This is a genomic window from Brevundimonas sp. DC300-4, from assembly GCF_049897365.1.
Classification (GTDB): domain Bacteria; phylum Pseudomonadota; class Alphaproteobacteria; order Caulobacterales; family Caulobacteraceae; genus Brevundimonas.
On the sequence record NZ_JAFCWC010000021.1, the window covers coordinates 1 to 17,926 of the forward strand.

A 17,926-nucleotide genomic window follows, 5' to 3' on the forward strand; every position below is an offset into this window, starting at 1 on the left:
CCACTGCGCCGGCGCTCAGCCCGCTGTTGGCGACCCGATCAACGGCCTCCCGCTTGAACGATTCCGGAAACACCCGGCGTTGAACACTCATCAGACACTCCTCTCCAGCTCCGAAAAGCGAGCATGGGTGTCCACTGAAACGAGGGAGGATCAGACTTCGGGGAGTGGAACAGCGTCTTCATGCGGTTCCACCGATCGAGCGAGAAAGGCGTCTGGTGGCGCATCTCCGAAGCGAGGTCGGATGATCCCGACTTTGAATGTATGATAGTGGCTTCCAGCATCATCCGCGCCCACCAGCACTCAGCGGGTGCAAAAAAAGGAGATCTGAAGATCAGGCCATCGGTCGCTCACGCGGTGGTCTAAGCACCAAGATCCACATGGCCGTCCGAGACCTGGGCAACCCGGTGCGCTTTTAACTCTGACGGCCGGACAGAAAGGCGACGCCGCGGAGGCCGCAGCCCTGATCCAGGGCCTGCCTGCCTAGGTCGTCATGGCCGACACCGCCTATGACGCCGGTCACCTCCGCCAGGCCATCGCCGACAAGGGCGCGATCGGGTCATTCCCAACAACCCGTAGCGGGCCGGAAAATATCCGCTCGACAAGGCCCTCTTCACCCCGCGCCACCTGGTCGGCTGCTGCTTCTCAAAGCCCAAACGGTTCCCAAGGGTCGCCACGCGCTTCGAGAAGGCCGCAAGGAACTGCCTCGCCATCGTCACACTCGCCGCCAGCGTCAGATGGCTCAGGTAACGGTCAACAGAACCTAGCGTCTCATGGTGTCGGGACGACCAAGATGGCTGGCGCGGCCGTCGCCCCGTTCTCGGGTGGTGGCTCCGGCGAGGGATCCTGCGTCACCACCGGCTCCTCGCGAGAGATGCGCGGACTGGCGTCGGACGGCCGGTTCGGACTGGGCAGATCGATCCCCACGCCGCGCACGTTAGCCCCCAGCGAGAACGGCGTCAGGGTGTAGGACCAGCCGCGGCCCGTCCGGAACGCGGCATTCATGTCGCTGGCGTAGCGCTCGGCGAAATCCGCCATGTCCTCGTCGTTGCGTACGATATAGGGAGTGATGAGGATCAGGAGCTCGGTCCGATCGCCCTCGACGCTGTTGTTCTGGAAGGCCGATCCGATCAGCGGAATGTCTTTCAGGAATGGCACCCCGCCGTTTGTCTTGGAGTAGTTGTTGGCGATCAGCCCGCCCAGAACGCCGGTCCAGCCATCGGTGATGGCGATCTGGGTCGTCAGGCTGCGGTTCAGGATCGTCGGGCTGGAGATGCCCTCCGGCGCCGCGCCGGCCGTGGAATTTTCCTGGCTGATCTGGATGTCGACCCGGTCGCCATAGACGACGGGCTTCAGGTCCAGGATGACACCGGTCTGGCGGTACTGGACGCTTTGCAGGACATCCGTGCCGTTACCGTTCTGGGATGTATCGGTGGCGCGCTGGGACGTGATGATCGGCACATCGGTGCCGACCTGGAACCGCGCCGTGCCCCCGCTGCGCACGACGAGTTGCGGCCGCTGCAGGATGTTGATTCGGCGGTTGGACGCTTCGGCATTGATGCGCGCCCGGAACTCGGGCCCGACGAACGTCGCCAGCACACCGCCGGCCCCCAAGGTGATCCCTTCGGTGCCGATCGTGGTGGTGCCGTCGCCATTGGTTTCGTTTCCGGAGAAGTTGATCCCGAGGCGCGTGACATCGCTCAGCGTGACTTCGGCGATCATCACCTCAATAACGACCTGGGGCGCCGGAATATCCAGCGTCTGCATCAGGTTTCGCAACTGGTCGAAGTCCGAAGCGGTTCCAGTGAAAATAATCCGGTTTCCGACGGGATCGGTCAGGACACGCCCACCCAAGAACGCACCCGAGGCCCCAGGTGTGCCGGAGGTCCCTGAAGTCGCCGGCACCCCGCCCGCAGGCGGGGTGCCGGCCACGCCGACGGGGGCTTGCACTTGAATGCCGGTCGGCGGCTGGCCGATTGCGAGTTGGCCCAGGGACTGGGCGTCCGTATTCCGGACCTGGTAGACGAAGGTCGAGGGCTTGTCGCCCAGGGCCGCAGGCCGATCAAGGGTATCGACCCAGTATTTCACGCGCTCAAGCAGGACCGGGTCCCGGGTGAAGATCAGCAGCTGGTTGGCCGACGGGAACGACAGAATGACGATGGATCGCGCCGCCAGGGCCTGCCGCGACACCACATAACCCTCGGTCACCAATACCTGTTCGAGTGAGGCGGCGAGGTTGTCCGTTGACCAGAACACGGGCTGAACCCGCAGAACCTGGCTGCCGGCGAAACGAGGCTGGTCGATTTCCCTGAGGACGCGCACGACCTGGGAAACCTCTCGACCGGGGCCGGAGATCAGCAGGCTGTTACTTAGCGAGTCCGGCGTGATCCGGGCGCCGGTCAGGTTCGGGAACAGATCAGTCAGCAGGCCTTGCAGGACGTTGACGTCGATCGTCTGAACCGGGAAGAACTGAACGACACGCGCGCCATTCGGCGTCACCGAACGATCACGCAGGACATTAGCCCCGATGTTGGATGAGGTGGCATTGCCGACCGAAACGAAACCGTTCTCGATGTAGACGTCGATGCCATACTGTTTGAGGGCTTGCTGCGTCAGGCGAAACAGGTCGCGCTTGCTGATCGAGCCGCCGGTGCCGCCGGCCATCACTTCATTGCGTACGGCTACGTCGGGGGTCATCGAGAACGGCACGCCGATCACGGTGCCGAAAGCGGTCGCGACGAACTGCGGGATCGATTGGGGAGCCAGGGTGGCGTCGACCATTTCATCGCCCACCAGCTCGGCGATTTGCTGATCTGTCGCCGGCGAACGGCTCTGAGCGGGAGCGGCCGCATTCGGGATATCGATGATCGACGACGGCGTGCCGCGGTTCGATGACGCCCCTCCGTTCGGGAAGCGATTGGATGTCGAGGCTCCGTTCTGGAAGGGCGCCTGATCCTGATCCTGATCCTGATCCTGATCCTGGACTCGCGTCTCGCTGCTGTCCGGCCGCGCCGGGACGGCCGTAAGGGTCGGGAAGGCGGCACAGCCGGCAAGAGCCACGATCGCGCCGAGGCAGATCGACGCGCGAAGCGCCAAGGTTAACGGGATGTGGTGACGCATTGCGCCTCCAGAACTCACGACAGACATGCCTTCTCCAGTTCGCTCAGCCGAAGAGCCGGACGACGCGCACTTCGCGGCCCTTGGCTAGTGTGACGGCATCTGCTGAAATTTCTCTGATGCGCCAACCGTCCCCAAAGCGCGCACCCACGCTCATGGCGGCAATTTGAGGCGACGGGGCGGCAGGGTCGCGCACTAGGGCACGAAACGCGCCCGTCTCCGGATCGCGTTCGATGCCGCTAAGCGCCTGTTTGAATACGACCGAGACGTCCGGTGGGGGCGGGGGAGGCGGCGGCGCAATAACGACCGGCGGGGGGGGCGGCGGTGGTGGAGCCGGATCTCTGCGCAGGGTGCGCAGGAACCGGATGGCAACATTGGAACCGTCCCCTGGTCGAAGAGTCAATTCGGCGCGACTTCCGGCACCCCGTGTGACGCCGAGGGGCGCTTCCGGTCGGCCCGGGAAGAGCCAGCCCATTAGGAAGGCCAGGACGATTGCCAGCGAAATGGCGAGAGCCAGCCAGCGTGTCACGTCGTCGGCTCCCCGTTCGCCACCTTCACGGGGAAGGAGAGGCCGATCTGGATGCGGCCCGCCGGAACGAAGCCGGGTTCGGTCGAGACAAAATCGGCCGGCGTCGTTATCTCATAGCGGAACTGGGTGACCCTAAAGCCTTCGGGCCACTGGGCCAGAGACTCCAGAAAATCAAATGTCGGGGTCCAGCGCAGGTCCGCCTGCACCTCTCCGCCCAGCCACTGGGTCGGCCCGATGGCCTCGATCTCGGCGTCGGTTGTGATCCGTACATTGGCAAGCCCTGCGTCGGTCGCGGCCTCCACCAGGCGTTGTTCGATCTGGACCTGGGCGATGGCGATGTTGCTGGCCTCGAAGCCCCAGGTCTGCATGTCCTCGATCGCAGCCTCATCGGGCGCCTCGGCGCTGATGCGACGCGAGGCTGAAAGAGCGAGACTGGCCGTCGACCGGTCCGCCTGGGCCGTTGTGTAGCGATCTTCCTGTTGTGCGCGCCAGTCCATCGCAGCGATCGGACCATAGATGAGAGCGCCGAGAACCAGTCCGCCAAGTAGCAGACGTTCGCGTGACGTCGTGCGCGCAAGGCGAGCCTGCAGCACACGAACCTGGGCGATCAGAGGCGAGATCGTTGTAGCGATTATAGCGGACAAACCCATGGCGTCAGCGGGACTTAAGGCATTCTTTTGATCGACCGCCTTGCGGTCGTAGGATATACCAACCGCTCACCGGCCGTATACAGCCTAAACCTCGGGACAACCCGCTTGACGATCCTGTGTCGCATTCCTGCGCGCCAGTCGCGCCTTCTTCGCCGACGTGCCGGATACAGCCTGCTAGAAATCCTGGTAGTGCTTGCGATCATAGCCCTGATCGCCGCCGTGGTCGGACCTCGACTGTTCGCACAACTGGATCGCTCCAAGACGACGACGGCCCGGCTTCAGATCCGTTCGCTGGAAGCCGCCGTGGAAACGATGCGTCTCGACATCGGTCGCCTTCCGACCCAACAGGAAGGCCTCGGCCTGCTCACGCTGGCCGATCCTGCCCAGGTGCCCGGCTGGTCCGGCCCCTATCTCGAGAAGGCTCTGCCGTCCGATCCCTGGGCACGTCCCTATGTCTATGTCGCGCCTTCGGCCGAGGCGACCGGAGCTGTCGGAGCGCCGGAGCTTCGTGCCCGCGTCATCAGCTATGGCGCTGACGGGCAAGAAGGCGGCGAGGGCATAAACGCCGATGTTAACTCCGATCAAGCCCGGTAAACCGTCGGGGTTCTCCCTGATGGAAATCCTGGTCGTGCTGGTCATTCTTGGCCTGAGCACAGCTGTGATCATGCCAAGCTCCGCGCGGATGCTGGATCAGGCGACCTCGCACGCCGTCTTCTTCGAATTCCAGCGCGAGGTCTCGGACCTGCGTAGGCAGGCGAACCGAACAGGCACCGCGGCTTCGGTCGTGGATCCCGCGACGCCGCTTCCGCTGCCGGAGGGGGCTCACATCGTCCCGCTCAGGGCTCCGTGGCGCTATACGGTGGCTCCGGCGCTCAAGATTGCGGAGGGCGGGGTGTGCGCCCCCGCCTCGGTCAATCTGATCAAGGACGACATCATTGTTATGGCGCTTCAGTCGGACGGATCGACTTGCCGCTTCATTCGCCTGCAGACAGGGGTTCGGCTCCCGTCACGACCTTCATCTCAAAGATGATCGTTTGACTGGAGGCGTTCGTGCGCGGCTGGACCTCGGTGAAATAGCCGGAGTTCTCGAACTCCATAACCAATTCGTCGGCCGCGTTCACAGCCGAGTAGGGTAGGGTCAGGGTCAGGGTGTCTTCGTCCGCATCGACCGCGCGGGGCGTCAGGTCTAGCAGGGCAACGATGCCGATGGCGGCCCCCGCAGCGCTCACAGGATTGGTGCGCTGTTCAATTTGGCGATAGGCTGCCAGCTTCTGGCGGTCAGCCGCCCGCGCACGCGACGCCTCGGGCCGAGCGGTCTGTGCCCGCATTTCCGCCGTTTCTTTTTCCATCGACCGGGCATCGGCCGCAAGCTGGAAACCCTGACCGAAGAGCAAGGCGACGAAACAGGCGACGACCAAAGCGAAGCCGCTGCTGGCCACGATCGCAGCCTGCTCCCGGGAAACGTGGGCCAGCGACAGCGAAAACGCCTCGCTGTCCGCCGCGATGGGCAGGGTTTCCGCAGGAGGCGGCCCTTCCGCCGCGGGTGGCGCATTGCGCTGAAGCCTGACGAAGCGCGTCCAGGCCGAGACGTCGAAACGCTCCTTTTGCCAGACCGAAGCAATCAAACCCTTTTCGCGCCAGAGCTGGGCCTCGTAGCCACGGTCCAGCCTGACGATCCGCCAGGACGAGCCCCGCGGTTGCGCCACGGTTTCGGGCCGCAGGACCGGTTCGGTCCGGTACCGACCGGCTGTCATGGGCAGGATGCGTTCAAGGTCCCACCACCAGATCGCGAAATCGGGCGTGGACTTCACAAGGGCGGCACCGCTGACGAGGTAGGGGGACGCGGTGCGGGCATAGAGCCGTGCCGCCTGCCGACGACGGTTCGCCGGGAGACTGCCGCTTTCGAACAGCGCGAAGGTGCACAGGTCGCGCGCGAGCAGCACGACTGGCGGGCGTAGTCGTCCCAGAAGCCCGCCGACAAAGACGGTCTCGAACGTGCCGTCCGCACGCAACCGCTCAGCGGGGGGTGAAAGGAAATCGATCTGCATCTCTGCTTGCCATAGCGGTCCCGGAAGCTTCTGTCATTTCCGTCTGATTGGCCCAGAATGGACGCTCCGCGGACGAGGGCGTCAGGGTGAGCCTGGCGCGATAACGCCAAGCGGATTGGGTGTCCGCGATCGAGTAGACGATTCTTCCGGCAGGAAACGTTAGGACTTGGCTTTCGTCGTAAGGCACGATCCCGCCGCTCGCGGCCACGAAATCGGTCATTGAGAGGAAGGGCGACCGCTCGCGGGCCCCGACGGCGGATTGAGCCTGTTGCCGCGAAATGCCGAACAGGATCTCCAGGGTGGTCGCGCTTGCTGTATTCACGTTGACTACGGCCCTACGATGATCGACCGCGATGTCGTCGCGCACTTCTCGCCAGCGCGCAGCGGCGCTGCCCTCTCTGACGCCCAGTAGCGATAGAAGCTCCGATCCCCTCAACAGATATCGGTTAGCCGGTCCCCCGCCGTCGTAACGGGGTCGTTCGGCCCCGTTGATCTCTTCCAGATCGTCGGCGTCCACGTAATCAAGATACAGGGGGCCCAGATTGCGGCTCACATCGGCCGGGAGGCCGATAAAGGAGCCTAGGCGTTCGAGTTGCACCCCGTCCATATGGGCGAGATTGAGCATGCCGCCCTGGTCCTGCAGCGAAATAAAGACCGGATGCGCATAAGGGCCTGCAGCCTCGATCTCGTAGCGGTGTCCATCGAGAAGAACGGCCGCGCCCTCCACCCCGGGAGGAGTTACCGTGTAGAGATCGTCACTGAATGCCGTTCGCCGGGGGCTTCCGGTCATCAGGGCGGCGTTCCCGAAGGGTTCTGTTGCAGCCATGAACTGAATAGCGGCTTCGGCCGTGAGCGCGCTTTGCAGGAAGCGGACACGCTCACGAGCAGAGCGCGCCTCGCCGTTGAGGCTGGAAAGCGCAGTTATGGCGACTAGGAAAATGATGGTCACTACGCCGGTGACGGCGAGCACGGCGGGCAGTGCGAATCCCGAACGATCAGAGGCCATCGTTCAACCTGACCCACGCTTCGGGCGGTCCTGATGAGGCGACTTCCACTACGTCGCCGACACTGGACGAAGCGAACCGAATCCAGACGGTCTCGGATCGCAGATCGGTGGCCTGGGCGGCGTCCTGGGGCAGGTTCGTATAGGCGCGCGTCCATCTCCTTCCGTCGCGGGAATAAGAAAAGGACCCGGCGGAGCCGCCCAGGTCGAGCAGGACGCTGACACGCCCTCCGGCCTCGCAGAGCAGTTGACTGCGATCGCGATCAAGCACGACCGACAGCACGATCGGGCCGGCCCAGCCTAGGGGACCGCACTGATTGGCGCGTTCCATGACGACCTGGGCTTCAAGACGATCTCCACGGCCCGAAACCGGCGTTCCCCCTTGCATCTGGAACGTCGATGGCGGCTGCAGGGCGACACTGCGGATTATGCTTCTCAGATCGCTGATCGCTATATCGTTGTCCGATGCGGCCATGGCTCGCCGACCGAGACCGAATCCCGTGTCGCCGGCCTTGGTTCCGATCGTGAAGATCACGGCCAGGGCCATTCCGCTGATCGCCAGGACCACCAGGGCCTCGATGAGGGAAAAGCCTAGACGGATCGGTTTCAGACGAAGTCTCCCAGCGGATGCCCGACGGACGGTGACCGATGCGGTCTTCCTTCCTGCGTTCGCCATACCTACCACGAGGCAGGAGATATTAGACAGCATCGTGTCGAGTAAGCCCTCATGGCTTGACTGAACCGTGCCTGCGGCCCCGCTTGGCGCACGGACGCGCGACTGGTATCAACATCCCGAACGTGGGGTGTCTGAGTTGAACGCCAGAGGACTGAAAATCGCCGCCAGCGTGGCAGTCTGCTTTGTGGGTTTGGTGTTCGCGGCGACGGCCGCGCAGTCGGAGCGTGTCCGCGCGGCCGAGTTGACCGCAGCGATTACGCCTGTCGAGGGGACGCCAGCGCCGGAAACCGCCCAGCAACGCCGACAGCGTTTGAATTTCCGAATGAGCGAGATGTTGCGCTCGGGAAAGGGAGCTCGTCTCGTCCAGCCCGCCGCGCCGCGCCACGCTCAGGCGGCCCGGATTGCTGCGGTCGCTACGTCGGGAACCCGGTCGGTCGCCCCAGCTCGCGTCGCCGATGCCATCGGCGCAGGGGAGGTTGCAATAGATGAAGATTATCACTCGACGATCTCGCCGCCGGCCTTCACCGGCGGGACCGTGCGTCGCGCCGGACGCGGCTACACGCCGCCCCGTCTGGATCTCACCACGCCGGCCAGGGTCCCGACGAATGAGGTCGAGTGCCTGACACAGGCCGTTTACTATGAGGCCCGCAACGAAAGCGCCGAGGGGCAGGCGGCCGTCGCCGAGGTCGTGATGAACCGAAGCCGCAGCGGCGCCTACCCGCGTTCGGTGTGTGCGGTCGTCTATCAGCGCAACAGCCGCACCTGCCAGTTCACCTTCACCTGCGACGGCGCGATCGGTCGCTATCCCATCGATATGCGCAAGTGGGCCCGCGCCGAGAGGATTGCACGTGAGGTTTATGACGGCCGATCCACGAGCCTGCTTCCCGGCGACTCTGTGAACTACCACGCGAACTATGTCCGTCCCTCGTGGGGCGCGCGGCTGGAGCGCGTCCGCCAGATCGGGGCTCACATTTTCTATGGCGCGGCCCTAGCCGGCGGGTCGACCCCCGGCGCGGCCGCGCCCGCTCGAACGGCCCAGACTTCGACCCAGGGACTTCAGTTTGTCCGAATCGATGCTTTGGATCGAGCGTTCCAAGCAATGAGCAGTGCGGCGGCCCAGCCGGAAAGCCAAAACGCGGCGTCGCGACCCTGAGCGGCGCGACGCGCGATATCGGTGCGGTTTCGACGCCGCTCCTGATCCAGCCTCTTCGTCACCATGACGAACGAGGATGGTTCAGCGAGACCTATTCTTTGGCGCGTTTGGTCGCGCTGGGGATCCATTGTGACTTCCCGCAGGACAATCAGTCGTACTCGCGAAGCGCAGGAACAGTGCGGGGCCTGCATTTCCAGCGCCCGCCCGCGGCCCAGGCGAAGCTCGTAGCCTGTCTCAAGGGGCGGATTTTCGATGTGGTCGTCGATCTACGGGCCGGATCGCCCAGCTATGGGCACTGCGTGACGGTCGAACTGACTGACCGGGGCGAGCAACTGTTCGTACCGGTCGGTTTCGCTCATGGATTCGTGACCCTGACCGACGACGTGATTGTGTCGTACAAGGTGTCCAGTTTCTACAACCCCTCAGCCGACGCGGGGCTGGCCTGGAACGATCCGGCACTGGGGATCGACTGGCCGCTTCCAGCGGATGGTCCGATCGTTTCCGACAAGGACGTCGGTCTGCCGTTGCTTTCGACGCTGGAGAGTCCCTTCGCCTATGACGCTGGCGGAGCGATCCGCTTGAATCGGGCCTAAACGACGGCGGCGTCGACGATGCGGTCCGTCGGCGTCAGTGGAGCCGGATCGTCCACAGCAACACGGGTGACGCGGCAACCCAGGAACCCAAACTTGCCCTGGAAAACGGGGTGGGCCGGCCAGATGCGCAGCTGGACTGGTTCAGGCTGCGTCCAGACGCGGTCCAGGCTGACGGAATAGGCTCCTCTGTGCCTGATCTCGGTCATGATGCGGCAGAACTCCACCCCAGAGCCCCACTCGAAGAGCAGAGGTGCGTGCGCCTTTTCCGGATCGACCGTGAAGTTCAGATTTACTCGCCAGCGACCCGGCGGGAGATGAATGTAGGGGCCGTGGACCATCGGCCGCATCCGACCAGTCATGTCGATCTGGGGCTCATCGTCCGACCCGTCGTACCCGCCTCCGTAGACAAACCAGCGAGGGCTCCAGTTGGCGAATGTCCCGGGCGCGCGGTCGTCGAACAGCGCGAGCGGAGACTCGGAGACCGAGGGGTGGATACGGTATGGCGCGCCATCGCGGCGTTCAACCAAGCCCAGGCCGGGAAAATTGAGCGTATAGCGGGCGGCATTCAGGACGGCGGCTCCGTGGGTGGCTGCGATCTCGGCCTGCACGAGAACCTGAGATCTGAGCATTACCGTCTCTAGCGTTGCCGGTACGGAGGGATCCACGGGATCGGTGGCGGTGGTATCGACGAGGACCGCCCTGGTCGAGGGCGGAAAAGCCTGCATAGAAAGGTGATCGTTGGCGAACACCAGGCCGTCCGTAACCAGCGCCTCGGTGCCGCCGGCCAGGTCGGTGATCGACCAACCAAGTTGCGAGGCGCGCTCTACAAGCGCCCCACGCCAGGCGAGGCCCGCCGCTGAGGGTGTGACCAAGACGCAAAGAAGAGCGTCGGTCATCAGGCGGCCCGAAGCCAGGAATAGATCTCCACAGCCTCCTGCACGTCCTCGAAGATCTTGCACTTACCGCTCTCGATGATGATCGCCCGATCGCAGTACTGGGCCACCATGTGCGTATCGTGCGACGCCATCATGTAGGCGCGGTCCTTGCGGTGCTGGAAGAGCTCGTCCTGACATTTTTGCTGGAAGCGTGCGTCGCCTACCGCAACGAGTTCATCGATCAGATAGCAGTCGAACTCGATCGCAAGCGACAGGCCGAAGGCCAGACGCGCACGCATGCCCGAGGAGTAGTGTTTCACAGGCAGGCGCAGCGAGCGGCCCAGCTCGGCGAAACTGTCGACCCGATCCAGCGTCTCCTTGTATTCGCGGTTATAGAGCCGGGCGAGGAAGCGGATGTTGTCGAGGCCAGACAGGCTTCCCTGGAACCCGCCGCCGAAGCCGATCGGCCAGGACGAGGACATGTTCCAGACGATCTGGCCCTCACTCGGGGGCAGGATGCCGCCCAGCATCTTGATCAGGGTCGACTTGCCCTGACCGTTACGGCCGAGGATGGCCAACCGTCCGCTCCTCCCGAGCGTGAAGTCGATGTTCGAAAACACCGGCCTCGTCGCTCCGTGGAACGTCTTGCCGAGGTGGGCGACCCGCAGGCCGGGTGCCTCGACGATATCGTTGGCAGCGGTCATCAGTCCTGGCGGTGTTCACGTACGCCGGCCCAGACCAGCCAGCCCACGCCGTAGATTAGCATGGCCGAGGCGAAAATGGTCAGGATCGCGGTCCAGCGATGTGGCTGGGTCGCCTTGTCCGGCAGGTTCGGATTGACGATCCTGTCGAGGTACAGCTTCTGGCGACGCGCCTCCTGCTGGGCGGAAAGCAGGGCGGAGGTCGCCTCGGCCAGTTCGCGGTTGGCCAGCTCACGCTGCAGTTCCAGATCCGTATAGATGCCGACGCGCGGCGCCAGCGAGGTCGAAGCGCCGGCGACCTTGGCGCGTTCGGCGGTGATCTGGCGCTCATAGGCGGCGATTCGACCGTCCAGGATCGGCAACTGCGGGCTCTGCGGCGCCTCGCCGGCGAGCTGGGCGCGATCGGCGCGTAGCTGTGCGACGGTCGCCATCAGACCGCCGATCAGGGATGAACTTTCGCGGGCCGCCAGTTCTGGATCGATGAAGCCCTCGCGATTGCGGAAGGCCGTCAACTGCTGCTGAACGTCGCTGACGCGGGTACGGGCCTCGTCGCGGGCGGTCTGGGCTTCGGAGACCGCATCCCCCATGGCGCGCTCGTTCAGGCGGTTGATCAACTGTTCGCCGGAAGCAAGCAGGGCCTGGTTGATTTGACGGGCATCCTCGGCGCGGAAGGCCTCGACCCGAAGCGTCGAGATGCCGGTGGTCGAGTCATACCCGACGACGACGAAGCGATTGAAGCCCTTGTAGAGCCCTTCCTCGCCGCGGCTGTCCCACAGACGCGGATAGCGGGAGAAGGCGTCGGCTCCTGGAGGATTCAGGATGGCCCCGATGTCGTAGCGGCGACCGAGCTCCCGCAGGGCGTCGCGCGACTTGATGTATTCGTGGACCGCGAAGGCGTCGGATGGGGCGGTGGACAGTCCCACGCCCTGCAACGCCATGCCGATCGCCGAAGGCTGGGACTGGGTCGACGCCCGGACGATAAAGCGCGCCTCCGAAACATAGCGGGGCGTGGCGATCAGCAGATAGTAGATCGCCGCCAGCAGGGTCGGCAGGGCCACGACCATCAGGAATCCGACCGGGAGCCGACGCCACCATGGCTTGCGCTCCTCTCTGAAAGTGAGCGCCTCGGGTATTGGACCCAGGTAGTTAATTTGAGCTTCGGCCATATTCGTTCTGTCTGGACCTTGAAGGTCTTGTTCCGGGCAGGGACTTCTTATTCGACTTCGATGCGATCGCGCGAGGCCGAGATTATCAAAAGGCCCCCGATGTTCATGATTGCGCCGGTAAAAAGGGCGTACGGCCAGTTGTAGTAGGTCGGAACGAACTCACCGAACACGCCCGACCGAAGCATCTCGATTCCATGCACGAACGGGATGAACATAATTAGTTCTCGCGCGGGTCCGGGAAGCCAGGACACCATGAAAAACGCGCCGGAGATCGGAACCAGAATGTATCCGATCACCGGCACCAGCCTCTCCATGAGCTCGTAACGCATCGACAGACCTGTAAGCAGGAGCGCGAAACCCAGCGCTGTCCACGCGAGCAAAAGCCAGCCGCAATACAGGAGAAGGTAGTTGTGAGGCAGGCTGACCTGGTTGAGGGCTAGGAGCACGCCGTAAACAACCATGAAAGCGCCTGTAGCCCCCCCCAGTTCGAGCAGGGCGCGGGAGATCAGTAGATGTAGCGGCGCAACTTCGCGGTGATACATCAGGCCCAGATTGGCCTGGATCGCGCTGGCAAGCAGGCTGAGGAAGTGCCGCATCAGGATGATCGACATATAGCCGGTCATCACAAACGGGGCCAAGCGAACGCCGTGCTCGTAAGCAGGCTTGGTCGCCGTCCACAAGATAAGGACGCCAAAGCAGAAAAGCAGGGGCTCGCCGATCACCCATGCGAAGCCCAAGCCCTGACGGCCGAAGCGGGTGGTCATCTCACGCATGATCAAGGCGCTAACGATTCGCCACTGTCGCTCGATCGCGCCTGAAACCATCTGTCCTGTCACTCTCGCTGTCCAAGCCCAACAGTAAGTACGGCAGGGCTGAATGAGCTGGGCTTAATCGGAGGTCAAGGCCCCCGGCGAGCTTAGAGCCCTAATCGGAGGCGAACACCGCGCCGAAATCTGTCTGGGCGCTCTCGAAGTCCGGCGGCCGGCCGATGTCGAGCCAGTACTCGTGGATCGGATAGGCTCCGACCATCTCGCCGTCCGAGGCGAGGCCGGCGAGCAGTTCGGGCATGTCATAGGGCCCCTGAGCCGGAATCCGCGACAGGACCGATCCCTCCAGACAATAGACGCCGGCGTTGGCCAGCCAGCGGAAGGTCGGCTTTTCGCGCAGGGCCGTCATCCGCACGCCGTCCACCTCGGCCACGCCGTGCGGGGCCTGGAACTGGTGCTCGCGCAGGCACAGGGTGGCCCGGGCGCCGTGCTCCTCGTGGAAGTCAATCAGGCCGCCGAAGGCCATCCGCGTCAGGACGTCGCCGTTCATGACCAACATGGGGCTGGTTACGGGATCGCGCACCAGAGACAGGGCCCCGGCAGTGCCGCGCGGGTGGTCCTCGCGCAGATACTCGATCTCGACGCCCATCGACGCGCCGTCGCCGAAATGATCCTCGATCATCTCGGCAAGGTAGTTCACGGCGAGCCGGAAGCGGCCGAAACCCTGGGCTCTCAGCCGTTCGATGATCGTCTCGAGCAGGGGGCGTCCGGCCACCTTCAGCATCGGCTTGGGACAGGTCTGGGTCAGGGGCGCGAGACGAACACCCCGACCTCCGGCCATGATCACCACCAGATTGTCCCGGGGGCGCGGCGTGCCGACCGTGTCGGGATAGAGGCCGACAACCCGCCCGGCCCGGTCCAGCAGAGGCGCCAGGGTCACGCCGCGCTCCTCCAGCCGCTGCAGGGCCACGATGTCGGAACCGTCGATCTGAAGTGAGACCGGCGCTGTGTTCATGACCTCGCGGATCGGAGCGTCCATCGGCAGGCGACGGAGCAGACCGCGCCGGATGTCGCCGTCAGTCACGCTGCCCAGAAGACGGCGATCCTCGTCGACGACGACAATCAGCTTGCGACGGACTGCATCCAGCCGGGCGATGGCGTCGAGCAGGGGGGCGTCGGGCCCCAGCAGGTTTTCGGCGATGTCGCCCGCGGGGGTCACACCGCATACTCCGCAGGACGATAGAGCGCTGGATTGTCGCGAATGAAGGCGACCGTCCGGGCCAGACCTTCCTCGACCGAGATAGACGGCGTCCAGCCCAGCCGTTCCTTCGCCAGGGAGGCGTCCGCGTGCAGGCGTTCGACCTCGCTGGCGGCGGGCCGCATGCGCTGCGGATCGGCCTCGACCTCCACCGGCAAGCCGGCGGCGGCGGCGATCATGGCGGGCAGGTCGCCGATGGCGATCTCGCGGCCACCGCCCGTATGGACAGTCAGACCCTCGATCCCCGGCAGGGCCGCGGCCCTGAGGAAGGCATCGACGGTATCGTCGACGAAGACGAAGTCGCGCGTCGGCCGGCTGTCGCCGAGGCGGACCGGTCGTCCGGCCAGCAGCTGGACCGCGATCGCGGGGATGACCGCGCGCGCGCTCTGGCGAGGGCCGAAGGTGTTGAACGGCCGCAGGGTCACGACCGGCGTTCCGAACGAGCGATGGTAGCTTTCGGCCAGCTTGTCGGCCGCGATCTTGGAGGCGGAGTAGGGCGACTGGCCAACCAGCGGATGGGCCTCCGTCATCGGGACGAACTGGGCCGAGCCATAGACCTCGCTGGTCGAGGTGTGGATCAGGCGGGCGACGCCCAGTTCGCGCACGGTCTGCAGCACGTTCAGCGTGCCGAGGATGTTGGTGCGGACGTAGCTCTCGGGCGCAAGGTAGGAATAGGGAATGGCGATCAAGGCGCCGAGGTGGAAGACGATCTCGCGGTCGCGGACGGCGTCAAACACGCTGTCGCGATCGGCGAGGTCGCCGCGTCGGACGTCGATCTCGCCCCGGATCGGCGAACGGTCCAGCCAGCCGGCGTCGCCGTCCGAGGTGTAGCGGACCAGGACGCGGACCTCGGCCCCGATTTCCACCAGCCGTTCGCACAGCCGGCTGCCGATGAAGCCGCCCGCTCCGGTGACCAGGACCGGTCGGCCCTTCAGGGCGCCAATGATCGCTTCGACGTTCACGAAAGACCCGCCGTCCGCAGGGACGCCATCCGGCGGCGTGATTGCGCCCGGACGGTCCGAATCAGAGTCTAAAGGACACGTACTGGCGCGTCACGGAGACGGACATGATCGGCGAGGGCGCATCCGCCGGACGGGTTCTGGGGCTTGTTCCCGCGCGCGCCGGATCGCAGGGTCTGCCTGGCAAGAACGTCCGTCCGCTGGCCGGTCGGCCGATGGTGGCCTGGACCCTCGAGGCCTGTCGCGAATCCCGCGTACTGGATCAGGTCGTGGTTTCCACCGACGACGAGGCCGTGGCCGCCGTCGCGGCCGAAATGGGATTCCCGCCGCCGTTCCGCCGCCCGGACAGCCTGTCGGGACCGCAGGCCTCGGTCATCGACGCCGTCGCGCATGCACTGGAGACGGTGGGCGGGTCCTGGGACTATGTCGTGCTGCTGCAACCGACCTCGCCGCTTCGCCTTGGCGCCGACATTGATGCGGCGGTCGGGCTCTGCCACGCCAGCGGAGCGTCTGCGGTGATCGGAGTCTCTCCGGTCTTGAAACCCCAGACCTTCTACGGACGGGTGACCGAAGGCCGCCTCTTCCGTCCGGACGCACCGCGACCCGACGAGCCGGTGGTGGTCAACGGCGCCGTCTATGTCGGACGGCCGGGATCGTTGCTGGAGCGGCGCACCTTCGTCGGTCCGGACACCCTGGCGCATCTGATGCCCCCCGAACGGGGCTGGGATGTAGACACGGCTTTCGACTTCGCCGTTTGCGAGGCGCTGTGGCCCCATGTTCGGGGCGAGGCGGCCGGGCCCCTGGACAGCGTAAGGCGCTAGAGGCCGTCGAGATCGACGAAGGGCTTTCGCGCCAACCCCTTCAGGTCGGTCGCTTCCAGAATCGAGACGATCCGTTCTCCGGCGTGGCCGTCGCCGAACAGGGCGGGCTGGCTTCGCGCCATGGACTGGAAGGCGGGCGACAGGGCGCGGGCGATCGCCTCGGCTATGGCTTCAGCCTCAAGCGGACAGTCGATGACGCCTGGCGTGAGTAGCCGTCCTGCCTGGCGGTCGCCCACGTTGACGACCGGAACGCCTGCGGCCGGCGCCTCCATCATACCGCTCGACGAGTTGCCGATGACGGCGGCGCAGGCGGTCAGGGCCGCGACGTAGCCGCGCGCGCCCAGCGATTCAGCGATCCGGATCCGGCCTGGCCGGACGGCGGCAAAGGCGGAGATCGCCCCCCGAATCGCCTCCGCGCCAGCGTCGGCGTTGGGCAGGGTGATCAGGATGACGCGATCCTCGACACAGGCCAGGCCGCCCAGGAAGGCCTCGATCTGTCTTGCCGGCGACAGGGGGCCGAGGGTCTCCGGGTGGAAGGTCACGAGAAGGAAGCCGGGCGGCAGGTCCAGTCCGGTCAGGACTGACGCCTCCGCCGGCGTGCTGCGTCCGAAGGCGGTCAGGTTGTCCACGCCGGTCGTGCCGACGGTGAAGACGCGCCCGGGCGCCTCGCCCATCTGCAGCAGGCGGCGGCGATAGGGTTCGGCGGCGGTGAAATGCAGGGCCGCCAGCTTGGTGATCGCATGGCGGATCGCATCGTCGACCGCTCCGGCCGTTCTGTGTCCGCCCTCTAGATGCAGGATAGGGAGCCCCAGCGGAACCGCCGCCGCCGCCGCCGCCAGCGCCTCGGTCCGGTCGCCGAGGATCAGCACGGCGTCCAGATCCAGTGCCGCATAGGCCTCGGCGCAGCCCGACAGGGTCGCAGCCATATCCTGCGCCGCCGACAGGCCGTCATCGCCGGCCATGGGCGACGGAACCCGGGCGGCGGGGCGCCGTCCGTCGGCCTCGATTTCCGCCAGGGTCGCACCGTGCCGGATCGACAAATGGGCGCCCCCGACAATCAGATGTGGGCGAATTGTCGGCGAGGCCTCCATCGCGGCGAGCACCGGCCGCAGCAGGCCGTACTCCGCCCGCGTGGCCGTGAAGACGCCTATGCCCTTGTTCGGCCCGATCATCCGTTGATGGTTCCCGTCATGCCACGCGGGCATAGCGGGCTTCGGCGCGTCGAGATAGCGGGACGATCACGCCCGCAGAACTGACCGAAGAACGATGTTCGTGAAACCGGGGCCGCCGATTTCTCCTGTAGCTTCAACGTCACGCTTGCAGTTTGACCGGTCGAACTGCTTCGGAACCTATCGACCTCCTGCGGCAACGCTGTTATGACCCCGAAAGGCGGTGAGACCGCCGCAATGATCAATTATGGCTGCGGAGGGCTCACACCCATGCGTTTCAAGACTTTGTTCCTGGCTTCCAGCGCGGCGGCGGCTCTCGCCCTGTCCGCTGGTGCTGCTTCGGCTGAGCCGGACGGCTGGTACGGCGCGATTGACGCCGGTTACCACAAGATCGACGACATCAACCTGGAAGCGTCCGGCAACGGCGTGAACTGGAATGCCGAA

17 protein-coding genes and 1 pseudogene are annotated in these 17,926 nt (G+C 65.1%); 6 read left to right on the forward strand and 12 right to left on the reverse strand.

The genetic code is table 11. From position 1 onward, the window contains the following. Nucleotides 1–156: 156 nt before the first annotated feature. A pseudogene (locus tag ACP7AZ_RS16995) lies at nt 157–747 on the forward strand (IS5 family transposase); the annotation flags it as partial. Between the two features lie 21 nt (nt 748–768). Here ACP7AZ_RS16995 and ACP7AZ_RS17000 read toward each other — a convergent pair. Both ACP7AZ_RS17000 and ACP7AZ_RS17005 read right to left on the reverse strand, forming a co-directional pair. Then, a complete protein-coding gene (locus ACP7AZ_RS17000) occupies nt 769–3,117 on the reverse strand; it encodes a secretin N-terminal domain-containing protein (RefSeq protein WP_426039839.1) in 2,349 nt (782 codons plus the stop codon). A 522-nt stretch (nt 3,118–3,639) separates the two neighbouring features. Further along, nucleotides 3,640–4,293 carry a hypothetical protein gene (locus ACP7AZ_RS17005; RefSeq protein ID WP_426039840.1) on the reverse strand — a complete coding sequence of 218 codons (654 nt, stop codon included), beginning with the start codon at nt 4,291–4,293 and terminating at the stop codon, nt 3,640–3,642. Between the two features lie 105 nt (nt 4,294–4,398). Between ACP7AZ_RS17005 and gspG the strand changes: the two genes are divergently transcribed. Both gspG and ACP7AZ_RS17015 read left to right on the forward strand, forming a co-directional pair. Continuing rightward, nucleotides 4,399–4,887, forward strand: coding sequence for a type II secretion system major pseudopilin GspG (gspG, locus tag ACP7AZ_RS17010; protein WP_426039841.1), 489 nt, complete (start codon nt 4,399–4,401; stop codon nt 4,885–4,887). After that, nucleotides 4,862–5,323, forward strand: a complete 462-nt coding sequence (locus ACP7AZ_RS17015) for a type II secretion system protein (protein ID WP_426039842.1) — start codon at nt 4,862–4,864, stop codon at nt 5,321–5,323. The genes gspG and ACP7AZ_RS17015 overlap by 26 nt, the downstream gene beginning before the upstream one ends. On the opposite strand, the gene ACP7AZ_RS17020 is transcribed toward ACP7AZ_RS17015, so the two are convergent. The 3 genes from ACP7AZ_RS17020 to ACP7AZ_RS17030 are packed head-to-tail and all read right to left on the reverse strand — an operon-like array spanning nt 5,268 to nt 8,020. Then, complete coding sequence (locus ACP7AZ_RS17020; protein WP_426039843.1) at nt 5,268–6,341, reverse strand: hypothetical protein; 1,074 nt, start codon at nt 6,339–6,341, stop codon at nt 5,268–5,270. The genes ACP7AZ_RS17015 and ACP7AZ_RS17020 overlap by 56 nt on opposite strands. Next, on the reverse strand, nt 6,310–7,347 hold the full coding sequence (locus tag ACP7AZ_RS17025; protein WP_426039844.1) for a type II secretion system protein GspK: 1,038 nt from the start codon (nt 7,345–7,347) through the stop codon (nt 6,310–6,312). Before ACP7AZ_RS17025 ends, ACP7AZ_RS17020 begins: the two co-directional genes overlap by 32 nt. Next, complete coding sequence (locus ACP7AZ_RS17030) at nt 7,337–8,020, reverse strand: type II secretion system protein (protein WP_426039845.1); 684 nt, start codon at nt 8,018–8,020, stop codon at nt 7,337–7,339. The genes ACP7AZ_RS17025 and ACP7AZ_RS17030 overlap by 11 nt, the downstream gene beginning before the upstream one ends. A gap of 322 nt (nt 8,021–8,342) precedes the next feature. Here ACP7AZ_RS17030 and ACP7AZ_RS17035 point away from each other — a divergent pair, with 322 nt between their 5' ends. Further along, nucleotides 8,343–9,173, forward strand: coding sequence for a cell wall hydrolase (locus ACP7AZ_RS17035; protein ID WP_426039846.1), 831 nt, complete (start codon nt 8,343–8,345; stop codon nt 9,171–9,173). Nucleotides 9,174–9,217: 44 nt separating this feature from the next. Continuing rightward, nucleotides 9,218–9,766, forward strand: coding sequence for a dTDP-4-dehydrorhamnose 3,5-epimerase (gene rfbC, locus ACP7AZ_RS17040; RefSeq protein ID WP_426039855.1), 549 nt, complete (start codon nt 9,218–9,220; stop codon nt 9,764–9,766). Here the strand turns inward: rfbC and ACP7AZ_RS17045 are convergent. From ACP7AZ_RS17045 to ACP7AZ_RS17070, 6 genes are all read right to left on the reverse strand, one after another. After that, nucleotides 9,763–10,662, reverse strand: a complete 900-nt coding sequence (locus tag ACP7AZ_RS17045; RefSeq protein WP_426039847.1) for a hypothetical protein — start codon at nt 10,660–10,662, stop codon at nt 9,763–9,765. The genes rfbC and ACP7AZ_RS17045 overlap by 4 nt on opposite strands. Further along, the gene (locus ACP7AZ_RS17050; protein WP_426039848.1) at nt 10,662–11,345 is read right to left on the reverse strand and encodes an ABC transporter ATP-binding protein; all 684 of its coding nucleotides are present in this window, start codon (nt 11,343–11,345) and stop codon (nt 10,662–10,664) included. The genes ACP7AZ_RS17045 and ACP7AZ_RS17050 overlap by 1 nt, the downstream gene beginning before the upstream one ends. Then, nucleotides 11,345–12,406, reverse strand: a complete 1,062-nt coding sequence (locus ACP7AZ_RS17055) for a chain-length determining protein (RefSeq protein ID WP_426039849.1) — start codon at nt 12,404–12,406, stop codon at nt 11,345–11,347. Before ACP7AZ_RS17055 ends, ACP7AZ_RS17050 begins: the two co-directional genes overlap by 1 nt. A gap of 149 nt (nt 12,407–12,555) precedes the next feature. Continuing rightward, nucleotides 12,556–13,344, reverse strand: coding sequence for an ABC transporter permease (locus ACP7AZ_RS17060; protein ID WP_426039850.1), 789 nt, complete (start codon nt 13,342–13,344; stop codon nt 12,556–12,558). Between the two features lie 88 nt (nt 13,345–13,432). After that, entirely contained in the window at nt 13,433–14,494 is a 1,062-nt protein-coding gene (locus tag ACP7AZ_RS17065; RefSeq protein ID WP_426039851.1) for a nucleotidyltransferase family protein, read from the reverse strand. Beyond that, entirely contained in the window at nt 14,491–15,495 is a 1,005-nt protein-coding gene (locus tag ACP7AZ_RS17070; RefSeq protein WP_426039852.1) for a GDP-mannose 4,6-dehydratase, read from the reverse strand. The genes ACP7AZ_RS17065 and ACP7AZ_RS17070 overlap by 4 nt, the downstream gene beginning before the upstream one ends. Nucleotides 15,496–15,599: 104 nt before the next feature. Between ACP7AZ_RS17070 and ACP7AZ_RS17075 the strand changes: the two genes are divergently transcribed. Then, a complete protein-coding gene (locus ACP7AZ_RS17075) occupies nt 15,600–16,313 on the forward strand; it encodes a cytidylyltransferase domain-containing protein (protein WP_426039853.1) in 714 nt (237 codons plus the stop codon). On the opposite strand, the gene neuC is transcribed toward ACP7AZ_RS17075, so the two are convergent. Continuing rightward, nucleotides 16,310–17,485: a UDP-N-acetylglucosamine 2-epimerase gene (neuC, locus tag ACP7AZ_RS17080; RefSeq protein ID WP_426039854.1), complete on the reverse strand. Its 1,176-nt coding sequence runs from the start codon at nt 17,483–17,485 to the stop codon at nt 16,310–16,312. The two genes, ACP7AZ_RS17075 and neuC, sit on opposite strands and share 4 nt — an antisense overlap. Nucleotides 17,486–17,926 lie beyond the last annotated feature (441 nt).

Coding starts and splice junctions, on each gene's coding strand:
- ACP7AZ_RS17035 (WP_426039846.1), top strand. CDS start 8,343: ATGAGCGAGATGTTGCGCTCGGGAAAGGGAGCTCGTCTCGTCCAGCCC.
- ACP7AZ_RS17005 (WP_426039840.1), bottom strand. CDS start 4,293: ATGGGTTTGTCCGCTATAATCGCTACAACGATCTCGCCTCTGATCGCC.
- ACP7AZ_RS17025 (WP_426039844.1), bottom strand. CDS start 7,347: ATGGCCTCTGATCGTTCGGGATTCGCACTGCCCGCCGTGCTCGCCGTC.
- neuC (WP_426039854.1), bottom strand. CDS start 17,485: ATGATCGGGCCGAACAAGGGCATAGGCGTCTTCACGGCCACGCGGGCG.
- ACP7AZ_RS17075 (WP_426039853.1), top strand. CDS start 15,600: ATGATCGGCGAGGGCGCATCCGCCGGACGGGTTCTGGGGCTTGTTCCC.
- ACP7AZ_RS17030 (WP_426039845.1), bottom strand. CDS start 8,020: ATGGCGAACGCAGGAAGGAAGACCGCATCGGTCACCGTCCGTCGGGCA.
- ACP7AZ_RS17050 (WP_426039848.1), bottom strand. CDS start 11,345: ATGACCGCTGCCAACGATATCGTCGAGGCACCCGGCCTGCGGGTCGCC.
- ACP7AZ_RS17015 (WP_426039842.1), top strand. CDS start 4,862: ATGTTAACTCCGATCAAGCCCGGTAAACCGTCGGGGTTCTCCCTGATG.
- ACP7AZ_RS17045 (WP_426039847.1), bottom strand. CDS start 10,662: ATGACCGACGCTCTTCTTTGCGTCTTGGTCACACCCTCAGCGGCGGGC.
- ACP7AZ_RS17020 (WP_426039843.1), bottom strand. CDS start 6,341: ATGCAGATCGATTTCCTTTCACCCCCCGCTGAGCGGTTGCGTGCGGAC.
- ACP7AZ_RS17000 (WP_426039839.1), bottom strand. CDS start 3,117: ATGCGTCACCACATCCCGTTAACCTTGGCGCTTCGCGCGTCGATCTGC.
- ACP7AZ_RS17055 (WP_426039849.1), bottom strand. CDS start 12,406: ATGGTCGTGGCCCTGCCGACCCTGCTGGCGGCGATCTACTATCTGCTG.